General features: G+C 68.6%; 14 protein-coding genes and 3 pseudogenes. 8 read left to right on the forward strand and 9 right to left on the reverse strand.

All coding sequences use genetic code 11. The features are described from left to right. Positions 1–256 precede the first annotated feature (256 nt). Positions 257–592, reverse strand: coding sequence for a helix-turn-helix transcriptional regulator (locus ACGFYN_RS43010; RefSeq protein ID WP_393871467.1), 336 nt, complete (start codon positions 590–592; stop codon positions 257–259). 127 nt (positions 593–719) lie between these two features. Between ACGFYN_RS43010 and ACGFYN_RS43015 the strand changes: the two genes are divergently transcribed. Then, positions 720–1163 (forward strand): STAS domain-containing protein, encoded by a 444-nt coding sequence (locus ACGFYN_RS43015; protein WP_393871468.1) that lies wholly within the window; start codon positions 720–722, stop codon positions 1161–1163. Next, the gene (locus ACGFYN_RS43020) at positions 1163–1534 is read left to right on the forward strand and encodes an ANTAR domain-containing protein (protein ID WP_393871469.1); all 372 of its coding nucleotides are present in this window, start codon (positions 1163–1165) and stop codon (positions 1532–1534) included. The genes ACGFYN_RS43015 and ACGFYN_RS43020 overlap by 1 nt, the downstream gene beginning before the upstream one ends. 203 nt (positions 1535–1737) lie before the next feature. Here ACGFYN_RS43020 and ACGFYN_RS43025 read toward each other — a convergent pair whose 3' ends face one another. The 4 genes from ACGFYN_RS43025 to ACGFYN_RS43040 all read right to left on the reverse strand — a co-directional run bounded on the left by ACGFYN_RS43025 (position 1738) and on the right by ACGFYN_RS43040 (position 6634). Further along, positions 1738–2967, reverse strand: a complete 1230-nt coding sequence (locus ACGFYN_RS43025; RefSeq protein WP_393871470.1) for a hypothetical protein — start codon at positions 2965–2967, stop codon at positions 1738–1740. Then, complete coding sequence (locus ACGFYN_RS43030) at positions 2967–3314, reverse strand: hypothetical protein (RefSeq protein WP_393871471.1); 348 nt, start codon at positions 3312–3314, stop codon at positions 2967–2969. Before ACGFYN_RS43030 ends, ACGFYN_RS43025 begins: the two co-directional genes overlap by 1 nt. A gap of 898 nt (positions 3315–4212) precedes the next feature. Then, positions 4213–4959, reverse strand: a complete 747-nt coding sequence (locus ACGFYN_RS43035; protein WP_393871472.1) for a phosphotransferase family protein — start codon at positions 4957–4959, stop codon at positions 4213–4215. Between the two features lie 298 nt (positions 4960–5257). Beyond that, the gene (locus ACGFYN_RS43040) at positions 5258–6634 is read right to left on the reverse strand and encodes a serine hydrolase domain-containing protein (RefSeq protein WP_393871473.1); all 1377 of its coding nucleotides are present in this window, start codon (positions 6632–6634) and stop codon (positions 5258–5260) included. A gap of 105 nt (positions 6635–6739) precedes the next feature. Between ACGFYN_RS43040 and ACGFYN_RS43045 the strand changes: the two genes are divergently transcribed. Together ACGFYN_RS43045 and ACGFYN_RS43050 are read left to right on the forward strand one after the other, a co-directional pair. After that, positions 6740–7435: a TetR/AcrR family transcriptional regulator gene (locus tag ACGFYN_RS43045; RefSeq protein ID WP_393871474.1), complete on the forward strand. Its 696-nt coding sequence runs from the start codon at positions 6740–6742 to the stop codon at positions 7433–7435. Between the two features lie 228 nt (positions 7436–7663). Further along, positions 7664–8091 (forward strand): annotated as a pseudogene (locus ACGFYN_RS43050) (IS701 family transposase); the annotation flags it as partial. A 546-nt stretch (positions 8092–8637) separates the two neighbouring features. Here ACGFYN_RS43050 and ACGFYN_RS43055 read toward each other — a convergent pair. Next, positions 8638–9042, reverse strand: a pseudogene (locus tag ACGFYN_RS43055) (cyclic nucleotide-binding domain-containing protein); the annotation flags it as partial. A 322-nt stretch (positions 9043–9364) separates the two neighbouring features. On the opposite strand from ACGFYN_RS43055, the pseudogene ACGFYN_RS43060 reads away from it, so the two are divergent. Both ACGFYN_RS43060 and ACGFYN_RS43065 read left to right on the forward strand, forming a co-directional pair. Continuing rightward, positions 9365–9614 (forward strand): annotated as a pseudogene (locus ACGFYN_RS43060) (DoxX family protein); the annotation flags it as partial. 233 nt (positions 9615–9847) lie between these two features. Further along, entirely contained in the window at positions 9848–11128 is a 1281-nt protein-coding gene (locus tag ACGFYN_RS43065; protein ID WP_393871475.1) for a hypothetical protein, read from the forward strand. A 193-nt stretch (positions 11129–11321) separates the two neighbouring features. Here ACGFYN_RS43065 and ACGFYN_RS43070 read toward each other — a convergent pair whose 3' ends face one another. Together ACGFYN_RS43070 and ACGFYN_RS43075 are read right to left on the reverse strand one after the other, a co-directional pair. Continuing rightward, entirely contained in the window at positions 11322–11480 is a 159-nt protein-coding gene (locus tag ACGFYN_RS43070; RefSeq protein ID WP_393871476.1) for a hypothetical protein, read from the reverse strand. Positions 11481–11509: 29 nt separating this feature from the next. Then, entirely contained in the window at positions 11510–12559 is a 1050-nt protein-coding gene (locus ACGFYN_RS43075) for a zinc-binding dehydrogenase (RefSeq protein ID WP_393871477.1), read from the reverse strand. Positions 12560–12651: 92 nt separating this feature from the next. Here ACGFYN_RS43075 and ACGFYN_RS43080 point away from each other — a divergent pair, with 92 nt between their 5' ends. Next, positions 12652–13209 carry a TetR/AcrR family transcriptional regulator gene (locus tag ACGFYN_RS43080; protein ID WP_393871478.1) on the forward strand — a complete coding sequence of 186 codons (558 nt, stop codon included), beginning with the start codon at positions 12652–12654 and terminating at the stop codon, positions 13207–13209. Positions 13210–13636: 427 nt separating this feature from the next. Here the strand turns inward: ACGFYN_RS43080 and ACGFYN_RS43085 are convergent, their stop codons facing one another. Beyond that, entirely contained in the window at positions 13637–14602 is a 966-nt protein-coding gene (locus ACGFYN_RS43085; protein WP_393871479.1) for an alpha/beta hydrolase family protein, read from the reverse strand. Positions 14603–15321: 719 nt separating this feature from the next. Here ACGFYN_RS43085 and ACGFYN_RS43090 point away from each other — a divergent pair. Beyond that, positions 15322–15492: a hypothetical protein gene (locus tag ACGFYN_RS43090; RefSeq protein WP_393871480.1), complete on the forward strand. Its 171-nt coding sequence runs from the start codon at positions 15322–15324 to the stop codon at positions 15490–15492. The last annotated feature ends 6 nt before the right edge of the window (positions 15493–15498 follow it).

The following is a 15498-nucleotide window of genomic DNA, read 5'->3' on the forward strand; positions in this document are numbered from 1 at the left end:
CCGCACTCAGCTACCAACTGCGGCAACGGCACCCTGCGCCGGCGCTGCACCACCCGTCGACGTAGCCGAGGACGTTGGCCTTGATGCGCTCATGTAAGGGACATGCCCTCGCGTCCTAGCGGGGGATGCAGGGGATCTCCAGGCGGCAGGTCTTCAGGCAAACACCGCCGTCAGCTCGGCGGCAGGAGCCACGGCCACCGCCGACTCGAGGAACGAGGCTCCTCAAGGCAGTTGCCACCCGGACCGTGTGCTCAGCTCAGGCGTCGTGGTCTGCGGTGGCGGCGGTATGCCCGGCCTCGTGGCTCATCAGGACCGAGAGCAGTTCGGCGACGGTGGCCGGGGCATCGGCGGGATGGCGCAGGACCCGGTCGGGGGCGATCCGGTAGACGTTGGAGCGGCCTTCCCGGCTGTGGGTGAGGTATCCGCCCTCCTCCAGGTCCGCGATGATCTTCTGTACGGCCCGTTCGGTGAGCCGGCAACGGGCCGCGATGTCGCGGACCCGGGTGGTGTGGTCCTCGGCGATGGCCGCCAACACCCGGGAGTGATTGGTCAAAAAGGTCCAGCCTGCGTGAGGTTCCGGCGCTCGCTCCATCCCCCCAGGATACGGTCCCTGATTCACGCATTCAAAAGGACGTACCGCATTTCATGGTTTTCTTGACGTGAACGGGTGGTGAGGTGATGCTGGAAGCGGCCGACCACAATCTGCGCCGGGAGCACCGATGTCCCCTCACGCGGCCTTCCCCCGGGAAGACGTGCCCTGCACGGCCTGCGGCACCGAACTCCAGCGCCCGCCGCTACCGGCGTCGGCGGCCCTGCCGGCGCCGCTCACCATCAGTGTCGAGGCCGTCGGCGACCGGAGCGTGGTCCTGGTCTGCGGCGAACTCGACCTGGAGGGCAACCCGATCCTGCAGCAGGCGCTGGCTGAGGCGCTCACCCGCGCCACCGGCGGCGTGGAACTGGACCTCTCCGGCGTCGGCTTCTGCGACTGCGCCGCCCTCAACGTCCTGCTCCACATGCACCACCGCGCCCAGAAGATGGCCAAGTCATTCGTCGTGCGCGCCACCAGCCCCGCCGTGCACCGCCTGCTCACCCTCACCGGCACCCTCCCCCACCTCACGCAAGCGGCGACGGCGACGTGCCCCCCACAGCGGAGCCCTCGGTGATGCGTGGCCCCAACCAGCCGGCCGACGCGCCCCAGACGCCGGCGACCCGCTCCGAAGCCATCCTCCAACTGCAGGCCGAGATCGCGCAGCTTCGGGAGGCGGTGCACTCCCACGAGGTCATCGACCAGGCGCTGGGTGTGATCGTCGCGTTGGGCGGAGTGACGCCCGACGAAGCCTGGGACATCATCCGCGAGACATCCATGCACACCAACATCAAGCTGCGCCGGGTAGCCGAATCGCTCATCACCTGGGTCCACTCCGGCCAGCTGCCTGCGGAGATCGAGAACGTACTATCGAAGAAGCTGAGCCAGCGAACGACCCGTGACACGGCCAGGGCATTCCGGCTCGTCACCAACAGGCGAAGCCGATGACCCAGTCGACGGACGGCTTCGCCCACGGCCCTCCGCGTGGGCAGGACACGGCAACCTGCGCATGAGCGGCAACGCCCAGGACGTCCGCAACACGACCAGCACCTTGAAGATCAACATCGAGTAGCCCGCCGTGACGGCGGCAAGGAACGGCACGGGATCGCCCTCTGATGGGGCGGCCCCGCGCCCCCGTACCGAACCGGCATTCAGTCGGACCGGTCCTCCAACTGCTGCAGCAGCGCAGGCACCGAACGTCTGGTCGCTGATCTGCCCGCATAGAGGAAGGGCCACTGCTCGCCGTCGAAGTGACCGGGGATCAGGCCGACGCGTCGGCACAGCCCACGTCCCACGGGAAACGCCGCGGTGAGCAGACCTAGAACGTCGTTGACGCCCGGGCTCCCGGTGGCGAAGGGGCTGGCGGTGATCCACAGGTCCAGCGTCCCGACTGCCGCCGCCAGTGACTCTCCTGCTGTCCAGCGGCGTCCCAGCTCGGACAGGCTGAGCCCAGGGAAGCCGCCCTGCGCGAGCTGTGCGGCCAGTTCCCGGGCGACGTCCACATTCGCCGCGCCGACGCCGCCGGATCTAATGCGCTCGCAGACCGCGGCCACCCAAGCCACGAGAGCCGCATGGCCGGGGCTGCCGACGAACCTGGCGACGTCGGTCCGCGGAGTCTCCAAGCTGCGCAGAACGTCCAGTAGTTGCCCGGTGACCTCGGCGAGATCGACGGCAACCGCCCCGTTGTCCGTGGACGGCGTGGACCGCGGCACCCGGGCAGTGAGCACCGGGGCGGGCATCGCCGCAATCCGTTGAACGAAGGCCCGGTCCGTCCTACGCATGAGGAACGGGATCTCGGCATCCGACTCCCGCACCGCGTTGCCGTGGTTGAACGCGTCTCGGAGGATCGCGACGACCTGCAGGCGCAGGTCGTCGCCACCGTGGCGGCGGGCGGTCTCCAGCGTGCCGGGCGGGATGACCTGCTCGGCCTCGTCGGAAGCGAGCAGCGCCTCCCAGGCGCGCGTACCTTCCGGATCCAGCTCGACGGCCTCTTCGGCGAACTGCCAGCCCTGCTCGTCCTCGGCCGCCACCACGCGGCGCAGGCTACGATCTGCGATCCCGAGATCCTCTTCCATGATGCTGCGGATCGCGCCGTCAACTGCCGGGTCCCAACGGGCCCCCGCCCAGGGGTGCGTGTCCCGTGCCTCGCGGTCGATCAGCCATCGTCGGCGGGCGACGATCCGGATGTGCCCGTTCTCAACGTGTTTCACGAATTGCTCGGGCGCGATGCGGCACTCGGGGTCCTTCAGCAGCGCGCTGGAGGGTGCCCACAGGGTGAGTGGTCTGCTGGCCGCGACCATCCGGTGCAGTTCCTGGTACCCGGGCGCGCCCAGCTCGCTGATGTGACAGAACGTCGCGAATCGCACCGGCGGTGCACTCATCAGGCCACCACTCTCCTGGCAAACGCGTCGGGTGACGCGGGATCGTATATGCCGTCGCTGAACCCGGTGATCTGGAGCGGGAGGGAACCGTCGTTACGCACGGCGTGCGAGACCAGCCGCGGTACCTCGACGAGCACGGCGCCCTGTCCGCCGAACGTCCGGCTGTGCACGGGCGTGCCGTCGCCGGCCTCGTCCCAGTGGGCGGACCAGGCCTCCTGGTGCACGACGAGCAGCAACTCCCGCCGCCGCACGTGGAAGTGATTGCCTCGCACAGCACCGGGCACCAGCGTGGTCACGTGCACGTCGACCTGCCCGCCGCCTTCTGCCGCGAGCCAGGTGGCAGGCAACGTGAAGCTGCTGCCCCGAGGGTCCCCACCATCAGGCAGAACATGAAACACCAAGCCCTCCGCCACCATCCCCACAGCCTGACAGGCTTGATCCGTGCGCGTGAACGGAACGCGACAGTGCATCCGCCTGTCTGACCCCCCGTCACCCCCTTCGTGGCTCCGCAATGGGGCCTCCGGCCTTCGGGTCCGGCATGACTTCCCCCTCCTGTCGTTGATGATCCGGGGGGTGTCACCAGGCCCCGGAGGCATCGACGGACCGCTGATGAGGGGCTTGAGCTCTGGCTGCACGCGAGCCGGAAGGGCTCTCCGGGGCGTGGATGTGGTGGCTCGGTGCCCTGCCAGGGCCGGACATCGTAGCTCTGCCGCTGACGGTCGCCCCGGGCACGGGCTGCCCGATCGACCGGATCACCGACCAAGAACCCGGCACCAGCTGACCATCGATCCCACCGAACAGGCGGCCCTCGCCGGCGAGTTGGACGCCTGCCACAACACCCCCATCACCGTCACCCTCACCCGCTGACCCGCCGGGCACGACGGCCGGCCCACCGCTACGGGGGGAAGCGACGGGCCGGCCAGCCCCCACCGTGCCACAGCCTGTGCCGCGGCGCAGCCCACTCGAGCCCACCCCACCCTGTCGGGTGTGCCAGGGAATGACGGCGTCGCCAGGGCTCCGGCGGCCGCCTCGTGGGGCATCTGCCGCTCGCGGGGCCGGTGTTGACCTGGGCCCGCGCCTACATGACCTTCAAGTGCGCGTCCAGGCGGGTCGGCAGGGACAGCGCCGTCGCGCGTGCCGGCCCGCTCGCCGGGAGCGAGCGCCTCGGTGAGCGCGGTGCCCAGCCGGTCCGCCCGCCGCCGGCCGCTGCCGACCGGCATGCGACGGGTAGCCGCCCACACAGCCTCACATTCGGGATCTGAGCACGTCGACCTCGCAGCCCGGCGCGAACGGGTCGAAGCCGTGCCCGGCCAGCCAGCGCACCGCCAGCAGGCTGCGCAGCGACCACCACGCGCGGATCACGTCGAGGTCGACGTCGGTGCCGTAGCCGGCGATGACGTCGCCGAGGTGCTCCTCGTGTCCGAGCGTCAAGATGGCAAGATCGAACAGGGCATCACCGGAACCTGCCTCGGACCAGTCGATGATGCCGGTGACCTCGTCGTCGTCGACGAATACGTGAGTGATCTGCAGGTCGCCGTGCGTGAACACGGCAGTCCACGGCCGGAGCGCGGCCTCGGCGACCTGGCGGTTGCGGGTGACCAGGCCGGCGGGCAGCACGCCGTTCGCCACGAGCCACTCACACTCGCCGTCGAGATCCGTCGCCAACTCCTCCAGGCCCCGGCCGGCCCGGCCGCGCCGGGCGGGCCGCGGCGCGTCGTGCAACGTCCGGATGACGGCACCCGCCGCGGCCCACGCCGTCGGCGACGCGGTCGACGGCTCGCCGAGCCGGCCCAGCGCCCTCCCGGGGACCGCGGCGAGTGCGAGCACGGGCGGCTTGCGCCACAAGACCTCCGGAGTCGGCACCGGCGCCAGGGCCATCGCCTCGACCTCTACGTCGATGCGCGCCTGATCGGCGTCCACCTTCAGGAACACGTCGCCGACGCGCAGGGTCGCGCGCTCGGAATGGGCGACAACGACCTCGACCTCATCCATGGGCGCCCAGTATCCCGGCGAAGCCCATCGACGTCTCCGCGTTTATCGCGCTGCGCTGGCCGCGTCCCGCTGCCCGGAGGCCTCGTGCACACCACCGACCGCTGACCCACGGGCCTGTGGGTGGCGCTGCGTGCCAAAAGCCGGCGCGAGCGAACGGCGCGGAAGACCCAAGTCCCAGCGGCCACCGTGGTGGTAGCAGCGAGGCTACCGAGGAGATCCAGCGGAATGCGTCCGGCCTGCTGTCGTCGGTCGGGCGGCCACAGGGGCGGCCGCTCGGGACCGCCCCGAACCAGCTGCATCAGGGTGCTTGCACGACCCGGTTGAAGAGCCGGCCAGCGAGATCGGCACCGACGACCGCGCCGTTGTCGTCGCGGGAGAAGTAGCCGTGCTGTCCCTTGAGGCCGCCTTCGGTGACGACGTACTCGTCGCCGTCGCCGGCAAGGAAACCGATGGCTGCGGCCGGGTAGCCTGGCGGCATCTCCTCGTCCGATGCCTCACGGATCTCCGGCTTGATATCGACGGCCAGGGTAAGGCGGCTGCCATCGGCGGCGATGTCGAGGGTCATGGCGTCGATCTCGTAGCGGCCGACGACTTCCTGAGCCTGCTCCTGGTCGGACGGGACCGGCTCCGCCTCCCGCTCGACGACGCCGAGGTAGTGCTCCAGCGTCCACTGCACGACGGACTGATTGAAGTGGTAGCCGTCCGGCCCGGCGTTGGCCAGGCACACCACCGCGAAGTTGCGCTCCGGCACGATGAGCAGCTCGGCGAACTGGCCGTTGCCCGACCCGCCGTGTCCCATCCCGAGAATGCCGTCCAGGTCGTGCAGGAACCAGCAGATGCCCAAGCCGTCCCCGAGCGAGCTGGCACGCAGTTTGACGGTCTGCTCCCGCATGCGGTGCAGCACTGCTGCGGGCAACACGCCGTCTCCGTCACCGAGTTGGAATCGCGCCCAACGCAGCACATCGCTCGCCGAGGAAGCGAGGCCGCCGCCGGGGTTGTCGGCGCGCGCGCCCTCCTTGAATGCCCCCCACGGCCGGGCGGGGTGCAGTTCGCCGTTCTCGCTGCGGTTGTAGCCCACCGCGAACTTACGGACCATCACCTCGGCCAGGCCGTACACGGTGCCGGATAGACCCACCGGCTCCAGGATGAGCGAGGCCATGGCCTGCTCGAAGGGCAGGCCCGTGACCTTCTCGATGACCCGTCCGGCCAGGTTGTATCCGGCCTGGCTGTACGAGGGGCGGGCGCCGGGCGGCGCGATCAGCGGCAGCTCGGGCAGCTTCGCCACGAGTCCGGCCAGAGAGCGGTCGCCCTTGCCGTCGTCGATCAGGTTCCAGTCCAGGCCCGCGGTGTGGTTGAGCAGGTTCAGGAGGGTGATCTGTGCCGCGGCTTGCTCGTCGGCGAGCTTGAGCTCGGGGACGTAGTGCCGCACCGGCGCGTCCAGGTCCACCTTGCCCTCCGCGGCCAGTCGCATCAGCGCGGTCGCCGTGAAGGTCTTGGACACGGATGCCAGATGGAACAGCGTGTTCTCATCGACCGGGAGCGGGTTGGCGAGGCTCGTCACCCCGTGCGAAACGTGGATTTCCTGATCGTCCAGAAGCACCCCGACGGCGACACCGGGAACTCCGAACTCCTTGGCCTGCGCCTCGACGAAGTCCGACAGTTTCTCCTGTGGCATTGCTCCCCCTCCACCGACTTGAACTAAGTACGAGGAGGAGCGTAGGCCGCCACTTGAACAAAGTGCAAGCCTTCGCGTGAACTAAGTTCAACTAAGGTGTCGCCCATGCCGAGAGACACGCTGACCGCAGACCGGATCGTCCACGCGGCCATCGAGCTGCTGGACGGCGAGGGGCTGGACGGTCTCAACATGCGCAGCCTGGCGAAACGGCTCGGCTCGGCCGCCACGGCCGTCTACTGGCACATCAAGACCAAGGACGAGCTGGTCCGGCTCGCCAGCGATGCGATCTGGTACGAGATCGAGCAGCCCGATCTCGAGGCCACCGACTGGCGCACGGCCGCTACCATCCAGGCCGCCGGCATGCAGGCGATGCTCACCCGGCACCCCTGGCTCGGCCAGGCGTTCGGTAGCCATCTCATGCACGGACCCGGCCAGGCCCGCCATGACGATCTCAGCCTCGCCATCTACGAAAAGGCGGGCTTCACCGCCGCCGACGCGGACCGGGCCGCCGCCACCGTGCTCACCTTCGTACTCGGCAGCGCGCTCGGCCCCGCCGCGGAGGTGTCGCTGAAGCGCCGGCTGAGCAAGAACGGCGCAGATGCGGAGCAATTGATGACCGACGCCATGGCACGGGCTACGGAGACCGCCCAGCAATACCCGCGGCTGCGCGCACGCCTTGGCACCCCCGCCGCCTCGCAGTACGTCGCAGCGCCCGACAACACTTTCGAATTCGGCCTCCAGTCCATCCTCGACGGCTTCGAGGCCCGCCTCGCCGCCGACCGCACCAGGCCGAGCGAGTGACCTCCCCCGACAACAGCCGCCCGACCAGGCCATGACCTCTTCTCGGCTTCGCACGGCCCTCTTCGCTCACCGCGAGCCGTCCAGCGGGGCACTGACGTGGCCTGAGCCGTGGTGCACATGACTGTCTACTTGGTGGAGCATTCAAAGGAGCACGCCGACAGCAGGTCCCGTTCCGTTTTGGACACTGCCGCGGCGGCGGCCCGTCGCGTCTGTAGCCTCCAGCAGACACACGTCTCCTCCACCCGCCCGCCCGCCCGCCCGCCCGCCCGCAACGGGACGGTCGGCTGCTGGCCCCAGCCACAACATCGCCACCGGGCACGCTCAGTGTCGGCCCTGGCTGCGGGACTCGAGCACGACGCCTTCACCACCTGGCGGCCGGGCTCGCGAGGAGAGTTACGATCCCGCTTCGCCCCCGCGCGTGTCCGCCTGGCAGGCAGAGCCGTTGAGCGCCTCGTCAAGGCCGCCGCCTCGGCCGAACGGGGCTTGGTGGGACGGGATCCTGCCCGACTGCTGACTGCTGACTGCTGACTGCTGACTGCTGGTCGAATGGCCCGAAGGCGTCGAGCTTCCCACCGACTACTGGCTGTCCAACCTGCGGCCTGGGCCTGGACCACTTCGAAGGCCGTTCCTGGCCCGGCTGGCACCACCACGTCACCCGCCGCCTGAACAGTCCCTCGGGCCGCCAATTCGGCGCCGGGCAGACCGGCCGGAAATCCCAGGTAGTTCTCAATTCTTGATGAGGTGGCGGCTTGACCGCCAAAGGCGTCCGCATCCAGGAGGGCGGTCTGAAGCCCTTCGGACGCGCCGTACACCGCGGCCGCCAACCCGCCCGGGCCGCCACCGACGACGAGCAGCTCGGAAATCTCTTGACCGTCGACTGCATCGGGCGGTTCGCCGAACTCCGCAGCGATGTCGGCCGGCTGCGGGTTGCGCATCAGCGGCCGGCCGGGGATGAGGATGATGGGGAGGTCGGTCGTGGATATCTCGAGCCTCCGAAGGATCACTTCCGCCTGCGGCTGATCCTCAAGGTCCAGCCACTCCACGGCCGTCCTGCTGCGCGAGAACGAGTGCAACAGGACTCGGCATCGCTCGTCATATCGGGAGCCGATGAGCGTGACCCCTGCGCCCCTCCTCAGCAGGTTCGCCCGCCGCACGAGGAACGTCCGCAGGATGTACTCGCTGAGATCACCGTCCTGCGCGACGATCGTCTGGATCTGCTCCAACGGCACCCGCAACAGTCGGCCCGGAGTCTTCATCACGCCGGCAAAGCGTGAGCGTTCGCCCGTCAGCATGCCTATCTCACCCAGGAATTCCGCGGGGCCGTACGACGCGACGAGCCGCTCCTCCGGCTGGCCGTGCCGATCGATGATCTCCGCGGTGCCTTCCAGCACGACAAAGAAGTCGTAGAACGCGTCACCTGCCAGAAAGAGAACCTCGCCGGGGGCACCGGATACTCCGATCCGACAGCCGCCAGCCTCTCGAGCTGATCGCCGGACAGCAGCGATACCGGCGCCCACTCCGCCGTCTTCCCCCGTGCACGCTCGTCCATGGGGTACCTCGTTTCGCCTGGGCGGGAGCAACCCGACTGGCATCGGCCCGTCGTGCATCACTGCTGCCTGCCGCTCTCTCGCCGCACAAGGGTGAGGGAAGGTGCAGGCGCTACAACTGCGCCGGAGCCCATGGGCGGTTCTGACGCCCAAGGCATCGGTCCTTGCTCGCCCGTATCCCAATCTAGCCAATCACCGGGACGGCGGCCCACGCACCTCGACGAGACGCGTCAAGGGCGTCTGAGTACAAGCTGAGCGACCGTCCTCAGGCGGCGAGCGCAGCCAGTGATACCGAAGGCCGACATGCCGCCGCTGGTGGCAGTCAGGAACTCGGCGTCGAAGATGACGCTCAGCCCGGGCACACCGGCGCTCACGAGGACAGCTCTTCCATGTCTACGGTGGCTGGGTGAAGCTGGACCGCAGTCGTGACCGGCTCCGGCCGATGATGGCCTGGATGGACAGCATGCCGATGCCGGCCGTCAGGGCCATCGGACTGGTCGACGTGCTCAGCGCGGACGGGCTGCTCCCTGCCGCTGAGTGGCATCGCTCCCTGGCTGGCCCTGGCCGCGACCACCGGCTTCGTGATCCTGCAGTCGGCGCGAGCGCCGGTCCACCTGCCCCGAGGGGACCGGCTTGACACATCAGCCCCGTCCCTGACGACACCGCCTTGGTCCTCGAGGGGCCTCGGCCCTCCCCCGCCCCAGCGCGCCCATGCCGGAACCACACACGCTCTTGAGCAGCCCTTTGCGTGCCACGCCGTCAGAAATATGACGTTAATCATTTTATCTATCTTATGGTGCAATAGTTCCAATTGTCCGTGGGGGGACGCACAACGCGCCCTCGCACGGCGCGGGTTGGGATGCCCATGAGTGACCTGAGCCGCCGAGACGCGGCACGCCTCGGCCTGGGCGTCGGCCTCGGCGCCGCCGCCACGACGCTCGCCGGATGCGGGCACGGCGAGCCCCACAGCCGGACCCCGGCAAACCCCGGCCGCCACCCCGAACCGCCCGCAGGAGGCGCCGACCAGGCCCTGCCCCGGTTGATCGGCGACGGCTCCACCGCGCACACCGGCCGGCAGCCCAGGCAGCCCGCCGCGCCCGCGCGTCTGGAGACGGGCCAGCAACCACCGCAGTTCGTGATCTTCTCCTGGGACGGTGCCGGTGAGGTCGGCACCGGCCTGTTCCCGCGCTTCCTCGAACTGGCACGCCAGCACCACGCCTCCATGACGTTCTTCCTCTCCGGCCTGTACCTCCTCCCCGAAGAACGAAAGCGGCTCTACAACCCGCCGAACAACCCCCGGGGCGCCTCCGAGATCGGCTACCTGACCAACGCCCACCTCAAGGAGACGCTCACGTACGTCCACCAGGCATGGACGGACGGGCACGAGATCGGCACCCACTTCAACGGCCACTTCTGCGCAGGCTCCGGATCCGTGGCGAACTGGACGCCCGCCCAGTGGCGCAGCGAAATCGAACAGGCCCGTACGTTCGTCAAGACCTGGCGCACCAACACCGGTTGGCACGACCACCCGTCGCTTCCCTTCGACTACGACACGGAGCTCATCGGCGGCCGCACCCCGTGCCTGCTCGGCCAGGACAACCTGCTGCCGGTCGCCCGCGAGCTCGGCTGGCGCTACGACGCCTCCTCGCCCGGGGGCGTCCAGCGCTGGCCCTCGAAGAAGCACGGCGTGTGGGACCTGCCCCTGCAGGGCATCCCGTTCCCCGGCCACCGCTTCGAGGTCCTGTCGATGGACTACAACATCCTCGCCAACCAGTCGTACAACTCCACCCGCGCCCCCTCGTACAACTACCCGGCCTGGCGCACCCAGGCCACGCATTCCTACCTGGCCGGCTTCCAGCGCGCCTACGAGACCAACCGCGCGCCGATGTACATCGGCAACCACTTCGAGGAATGGAACGGCGGCATCTACATGGACGCTGTCGAAGAGACCCTCAAACGGATCGCCGACAAGAAGGATGTACGCCTCGTGTCGTTCCGTCAGTTCGTCGACTGGCTCGACGCCCAGGACCCCGCCGTCCTCGCCAAGCTGCGTGCCCTCGAGGTCGGCCAGACCCCGCCCGGCGGCTGGTCCGCGTACATGCGATCCGCCGGCAGGACCACGAGCGCCGCAGGAAAACCCACCTAAGGCGGAGCCATTTGCCGCCCCACTGTCCGGTCTCTGATGATCTGGCGAAGGTCCGCTGTAGTTGGCGAACGTCATGCGCAAGGGCGCAACAACGAGGAGGTGCACGCGGGCGGTGTGCTCGCTCGTCGCGGACGCCGTGAGCAAGGGGTAGCCCGGGGCCGCATGATGCCGGGCTACCTGTTGGGTCGGCTGGTTAGCGCATGAGAGGCATCGAGACCGTGAACCTGGCCTCCATGTCCTTCCGGACGGCGTCGCCGGCGGTCAGCGGACGGATCAGGCGCTCGCCGACGATGATGCGCAGGATCCGTCCGCCGTGCTGCCAGATCTGCCAAGTACGGGGTGGGCCGCTCATGGCTCTGCCCGTGATCCGTCGGATGGAACTCAGGGGTGCATGACGATCTTTCCCACATGCTCCCTGCGGGAGAGTTCTTCCTGGGCCTGAGCGGCCTGGTCCAGGGAGAAGGTCGCCGAGACGACGGGCTGGACCTCTGCCCGACGAGCCAGGTCCATGAGGAGGTCGAAGTGTGTGGGCGTGTGCATCGCGGATCCGATGACCTGGGCGTTGTGCAGGTAGAGGCGGCGCACGTCAAAGGCCACGTCGTAGCCACCGAGTGCGCCGGCGATGACCCACCGGCCCCCTTCGCGCAGCAGCGGCAGCCCCTCGCTGACCAGTTCGCCGGCCACGACGTCGAGTGCGACGTCGATGCCCTCCGGGGCGGCAGTGCGGATCTGCTCGGCGACGTCTCCTGCGCGGTCGATGACTTCGTGCGCGCCTGCTTCGCGCACCGCATCGATCTTGGGTCCGCTACTGATGGCGAGCACCCTTGCGCCACGCGCACAGGCGATCTGCACCAGCGCGAGGCCGACGCCGCCGGACGCTCCCGAGACCAGGGCGGTTTCCCCCTCCTGCAGCCGGCCTCGCTCGATCATGCCCAGCGCCGTGCCGTAGGCGGTCGGCAGCGTCGCGAGCTGGTCGTCCGTGAGCGGCGATGCAGTCACGTCATGTACACGCTCCACCGGCGCCGTCACGTACTCGGCGTATCCCCCGTCGCGTTCGCTCCCCATTAGGCCCACCGGGTGGGCGTCCGGCCCTTCGGTGTCGTAGATCGCGGGGTCGACGACCACTCGGCGTCCGACGAGGCCCCCCTCCACTCCGGTCCCGACGGCCACGACGCTGCCGGCCACGTCGGCGCCCTGGATACGCGGGAAGTCGATCGGGCCGCGCCAGCCCGACATCGCCTTCGGGGCTCCCGGACGGCCGTAGGCGCCCTCCCGGGTCCACAGGTCGGTGTTGTTCAGCGCTACTGCGCTGACCTGGACCAGTACCTCTCCCGCCCGCGGGGCGGGGACGGCGACCTCCGTCAGCTCAAGAACCTCCGGCCCTCCGTGCCCTGTGATTCGCACCGCTCGCATGGACTGGTACGCGCTCATCGCTTGCACCTCCTCGTAGGTATACTGATCTGTGAACATCTCTCACCGTACACCGATCAGTGAAGGGACCCGCAGTGCAGGAAGCGCGGCCTATGACGCCGGCCGGCCGCCGCATCGTGGCGGCCGCAGAGGACTTGTTCTACAACCGCGGAATCACAGCGGTCGGCGTGGATCTGATCGCTGAGCACTCAGGAGTGACCAAGCGGACCCTGTACAACCAGTTCGGTTCGAAAGACCACCTCGTGGCGACTTATCTCGCGGGCCGCGACCAGCGATGGCGCTCCCTCGTCCGTGCTGCTGTCGACGCCAGCAACACTCCCACCGAGGCCGTCACCGCCCCCTTCGAGGCACTGCGGACCTGGACCCAAACCAACACCCGCGGATGCGCCTTCATCAACGCACTCGCCGAAATCCCGGACCCCTCGCATCCAGCGCACCGCATCGCCGCGAACCAGAAGCTCTGGCTGCTGAACCTGTTCAAGGAACTCGCCACCACAGCGGGCTGCTCGCACCCGGCTGCCCTCGCCACCCAACTCCTCGTGCTGCACGAGGGTGTTGTCGCCACGCAACCCCTCCCGCTCGACAGCCTTCCGGAGAGCACCGACCTGGCACGAGTCCTGGTTCAAGCCAGCACGTCGCCCCGCCACTAGAGCGTTTTCGAAGGTGCTGCTGTTCGGCCACGCCGGGCGGCGCCCGGCCCACGTCGTCCACGAGATCCGGCCAGATCCCCGCGGAGCGCGAAGCCCGCGCCGACGAGATGCCATTCGACCGCCGCGGTGTACGACGACGACGGGCGGACAAGGGCACCCCGTGCCGTGATGGAGGCTCCCGGCGTTCCAACTCATGGACCAGGCGCTCTTTTGAGGCGTCATCGGGCCGCATACCACTGGATTGAGCCCGGGTGAGTGAGGCGACCGGTGGGGGTGACCACCACTGCAGGCCGTTGCCGGGTCGGCCTACTCGGGTGGGGGGTGTAACTGCGGCCGCACATGCCTTGTGCAACGCATAGTCAGGTCCCGTCCTCTCCTGGTGGTGGACACCCGCCCTCGCGCTACTGGTCGGCTACACCGACAGCAGCTACTTGTCTTCGACCTGTCCAAGTGGATTGACGCTCGCCGACAGTACGTTCCGCGCCTTGGCCCATGCGGAATCGCCGGGGTAGAGGGTGGTTCGGAGGTAGGCGCAGGTGAGGTGCTGGACTGCCGCGAGTCGCTCGGGGCTTTCGTCCGTTGTTTCGGCGGCATCGTATCCAGAGACTCCACCGAGTCCGTGCTCCGCATTGAACAGTGTGAGCAGGGACTTGGGCCCCGGTGAGAGGTAGTACGGGTCAGCGTGCCATGCGGGCCCGCGAACCGTGAGGTGCGGGGAAGCGTCCTTGTCGCCAACGACTACGAGGGTGGGTGTAGCCATCGTAGAAAAATCCGTGGTCAGGAAGAATGGATAGGTCTGGGCCACCGTCTCGGTAAGGGCATCGCCGCCCCTGCCGGGCGAGGCAAGCAGCACGCCCGCCTTGATCCGGGACTCGGCCAGGTCGACTTCCATTCCGTCGTACGGATCGGTGAGCCGGGCGCCCAGCAGCAAACTCGCCGTGTGGCCGCCCATGGAATGGCCCGCCACGGCGACCCTGGTGCGGTCCAGGCGACCGAGGAGTTGGGGCACGGCGGCCTCGATGTCATCGAGTTGATCCAGGATCAGCTTCATGTCCGTGGCCCGTGATCGCCAGTAGAGAGGCGCTTCAGGAGTGCCGTGGTCCAGGATCTGGCTCAGCGACTTGGAGCTCAGATGGGTGGGCTGGATCACGACAAACCCATGGGCCGCCCAGAAGTTGGCCAGCGGCGCGTAGCCGTTCAGCGAGGAGAGGTCGTTCGAGTTGCCGTGGCCGTGCGAGAGAAGGAGGATCGGGAGATCGTCACCGGACATGGGTGCGGAAACCCGCAGCTGCAGGTCCACGGCGCGGCCGGGAGTCGGAAGCACTAACGGACTGACCGAGAAGACGGGGGTCGTTGAGCTGGAAGGGGCCGGCGTGCGGGTCGAGACACTCATGATGCGTTTGCCTTTTCGGTTGGGTCTACCAGGGGCCACGTGAGGTGGGCAGCGGGCAGGAGGGCGTAGCTGTTCCGCCTGGCAATATCCGGAACATCGTTCCGGTTAACATACGGAGCGACGTTCCACTTCGTCAACCGGTTGCGAGTTCGTAGCGCGCCCTCGGACTCGGTAGACCACGCCTCCGTGACCAATGCCGGCTCGGCATCCTGCTGTTGCGACTACAGCCCGACGCATCAGTGGTGGCACAGCGCGCCGGGACGCTCGCAGTTGGGAGCGGGCGCGGGCTTCCACAGCCGTCGGCGCCGCAGTCCTGCAGACGAGTTGGCGCGTCGTGCAGCGGTGCATGCCAGGCCCGGCTGATCCGCGACCCGATGCAGCCGCTCGGGGCAGCGGACAAGACGTAGCACCCCCTCACACCACTGTCACCTTCGACAAGGGTTAGACGTATCGGTGCGCATGGCGTGCGCTTCGGCGGACTGAATCCCTCGCTCCGTAATCGCCTAGGTCACGCGGGAACCGAATCGGTGCTCGAACACGTTGACCCTGCGCCGGAGGGTCTGTCCTGCCCATGGCGCGGGAACCAGCTTGCACGCAGGTAGGGGTGAGTACCAGACGCAGCGAGCCGGACGAAATCCAAACGCCTCGGATTAAGGCTTGCCCCGTAACGCTGAGGTGGAGGCGGACGGGCCGCAAGGTTCGCTGCTTGTCCTCGCCTTGTGCAGTTGCCTCAGGATCCGTCGAACGCCGCGGATGTTCTGGCGGCGGCCTTTCCGTCCTGCCTCGCCGATGACGTGCGTGATGTCCTGTCCGTGGTGCCGGGTGCCAGGCACACGCCGCTGCTGCCGTTTCAGGTCGAGGTACAGGGCGAGACGGTCGCCATTCCCTAGCGCATC

The organism is Streptomyces sp. NPDC048419 (assembly GCF_043200415.1).
In the GTDB taxonomy this organism is placed as follows: Bacteria; Actinomycetota; Actinomycetes; order Streptomycetales; family Streptomycetaceae; genus Streptomyces.

What these genes read in the sequence shown, in the direction of transcription:
- ACGFYN_RS43015 (WP_393871468.1), top strand. Translation starts at nt 720, where the DNA reads ATGTCCCCTCACGCGGCCTTCCCCCGGGAAGACGTGCCCTGCACGGCC.
- ACGFYN_RS43035 (WP_393871472.1), bottom strand. Translation starts at nt 4,959, where the DNA reads ATGGATGAGGTCGAGGTCGTTGTCGCCCATTCCGAGCGCGCGACCCTG.
- ACGFYN_RS43010 (WP_393871467.1), bottom strand. Translation starts at nt 592, where the DNA reads ATGGAGCGAGCGCCGGAACCTCACGCAGGCTGGACCTTTTTGACCAAT.
- ACGFYN_RS43075 (WP_393871477.1), bottom strand. Translation starts at nt 12,559, where the DNA reads ATGAGCGCGTACCAGTCCATGCGAGCGGTGCGAATCACAGGGCACGGA.
- ACGFYN_RS43020 (WP_393871469.1), top strand. Translation starts at nt 1,163, where the DNA reads ATGCGTGGCCCCAACCAGCCGGCCGACGCGCCCCAGACGCCGGCGACC.
- ACGFYN_RS43040 (WP_393871473.1), bottom strand. Translation starts at nt 6,634, where the DNA reads ATGCCACAGGAGAAACTGTCGGACTTCGTCGAGGCGCAGGCCAAGGAG.
- ACGFYN_RS43080 (WP_393871478.1), top strand. Translation starts at nt 12,652, where the DNA reads ATGACGCCGGCCGGCCGCCGCATCGTGGCGGCCGCAGAGGACTTGTTC.
- ACGFYN_RS43065 (WP_393871475.1), top strand. Translation starts at nt 9,848, where the DNA reads ATGAGTGACCTGAGCCGCCGAGACGCGGCACGCCTCGGCCTGGGCGTC.
- ACGFYN_RS43045 (WP_393871474.1), top strand. Translation starts at nt 6,740, where the DNA reads ATGCCGAGAGACACGCTGACCGCAGACCGGATCGTCCACGCGGCCATC.
- ACGFYN_RS43070 (WP_393871476.1), bottom strand. Translation starts at nt 11,480, where the DNA reads ATGAGCGGCCCACCCCGTACTTGGCAGATCTGGCAGCACGGCGGACGG.
- ACGFYN_RS43085 (WP_393871479.1), bottom strand. Translation starts at nt 14,602, where the DNA reads ATGAGTGTCTCGACCCGCACGCCGGCCCCTTCCAGCTCAACGACCCCC.
- ACGFYN_RS43025 (WP_393871470.1), bottom strand. Translation starts at nt 2,967, where the DNA reads ATGAGTGCACCGCCGGTGCGATTCGCGACGTTCTGTCACATCAGCGAG.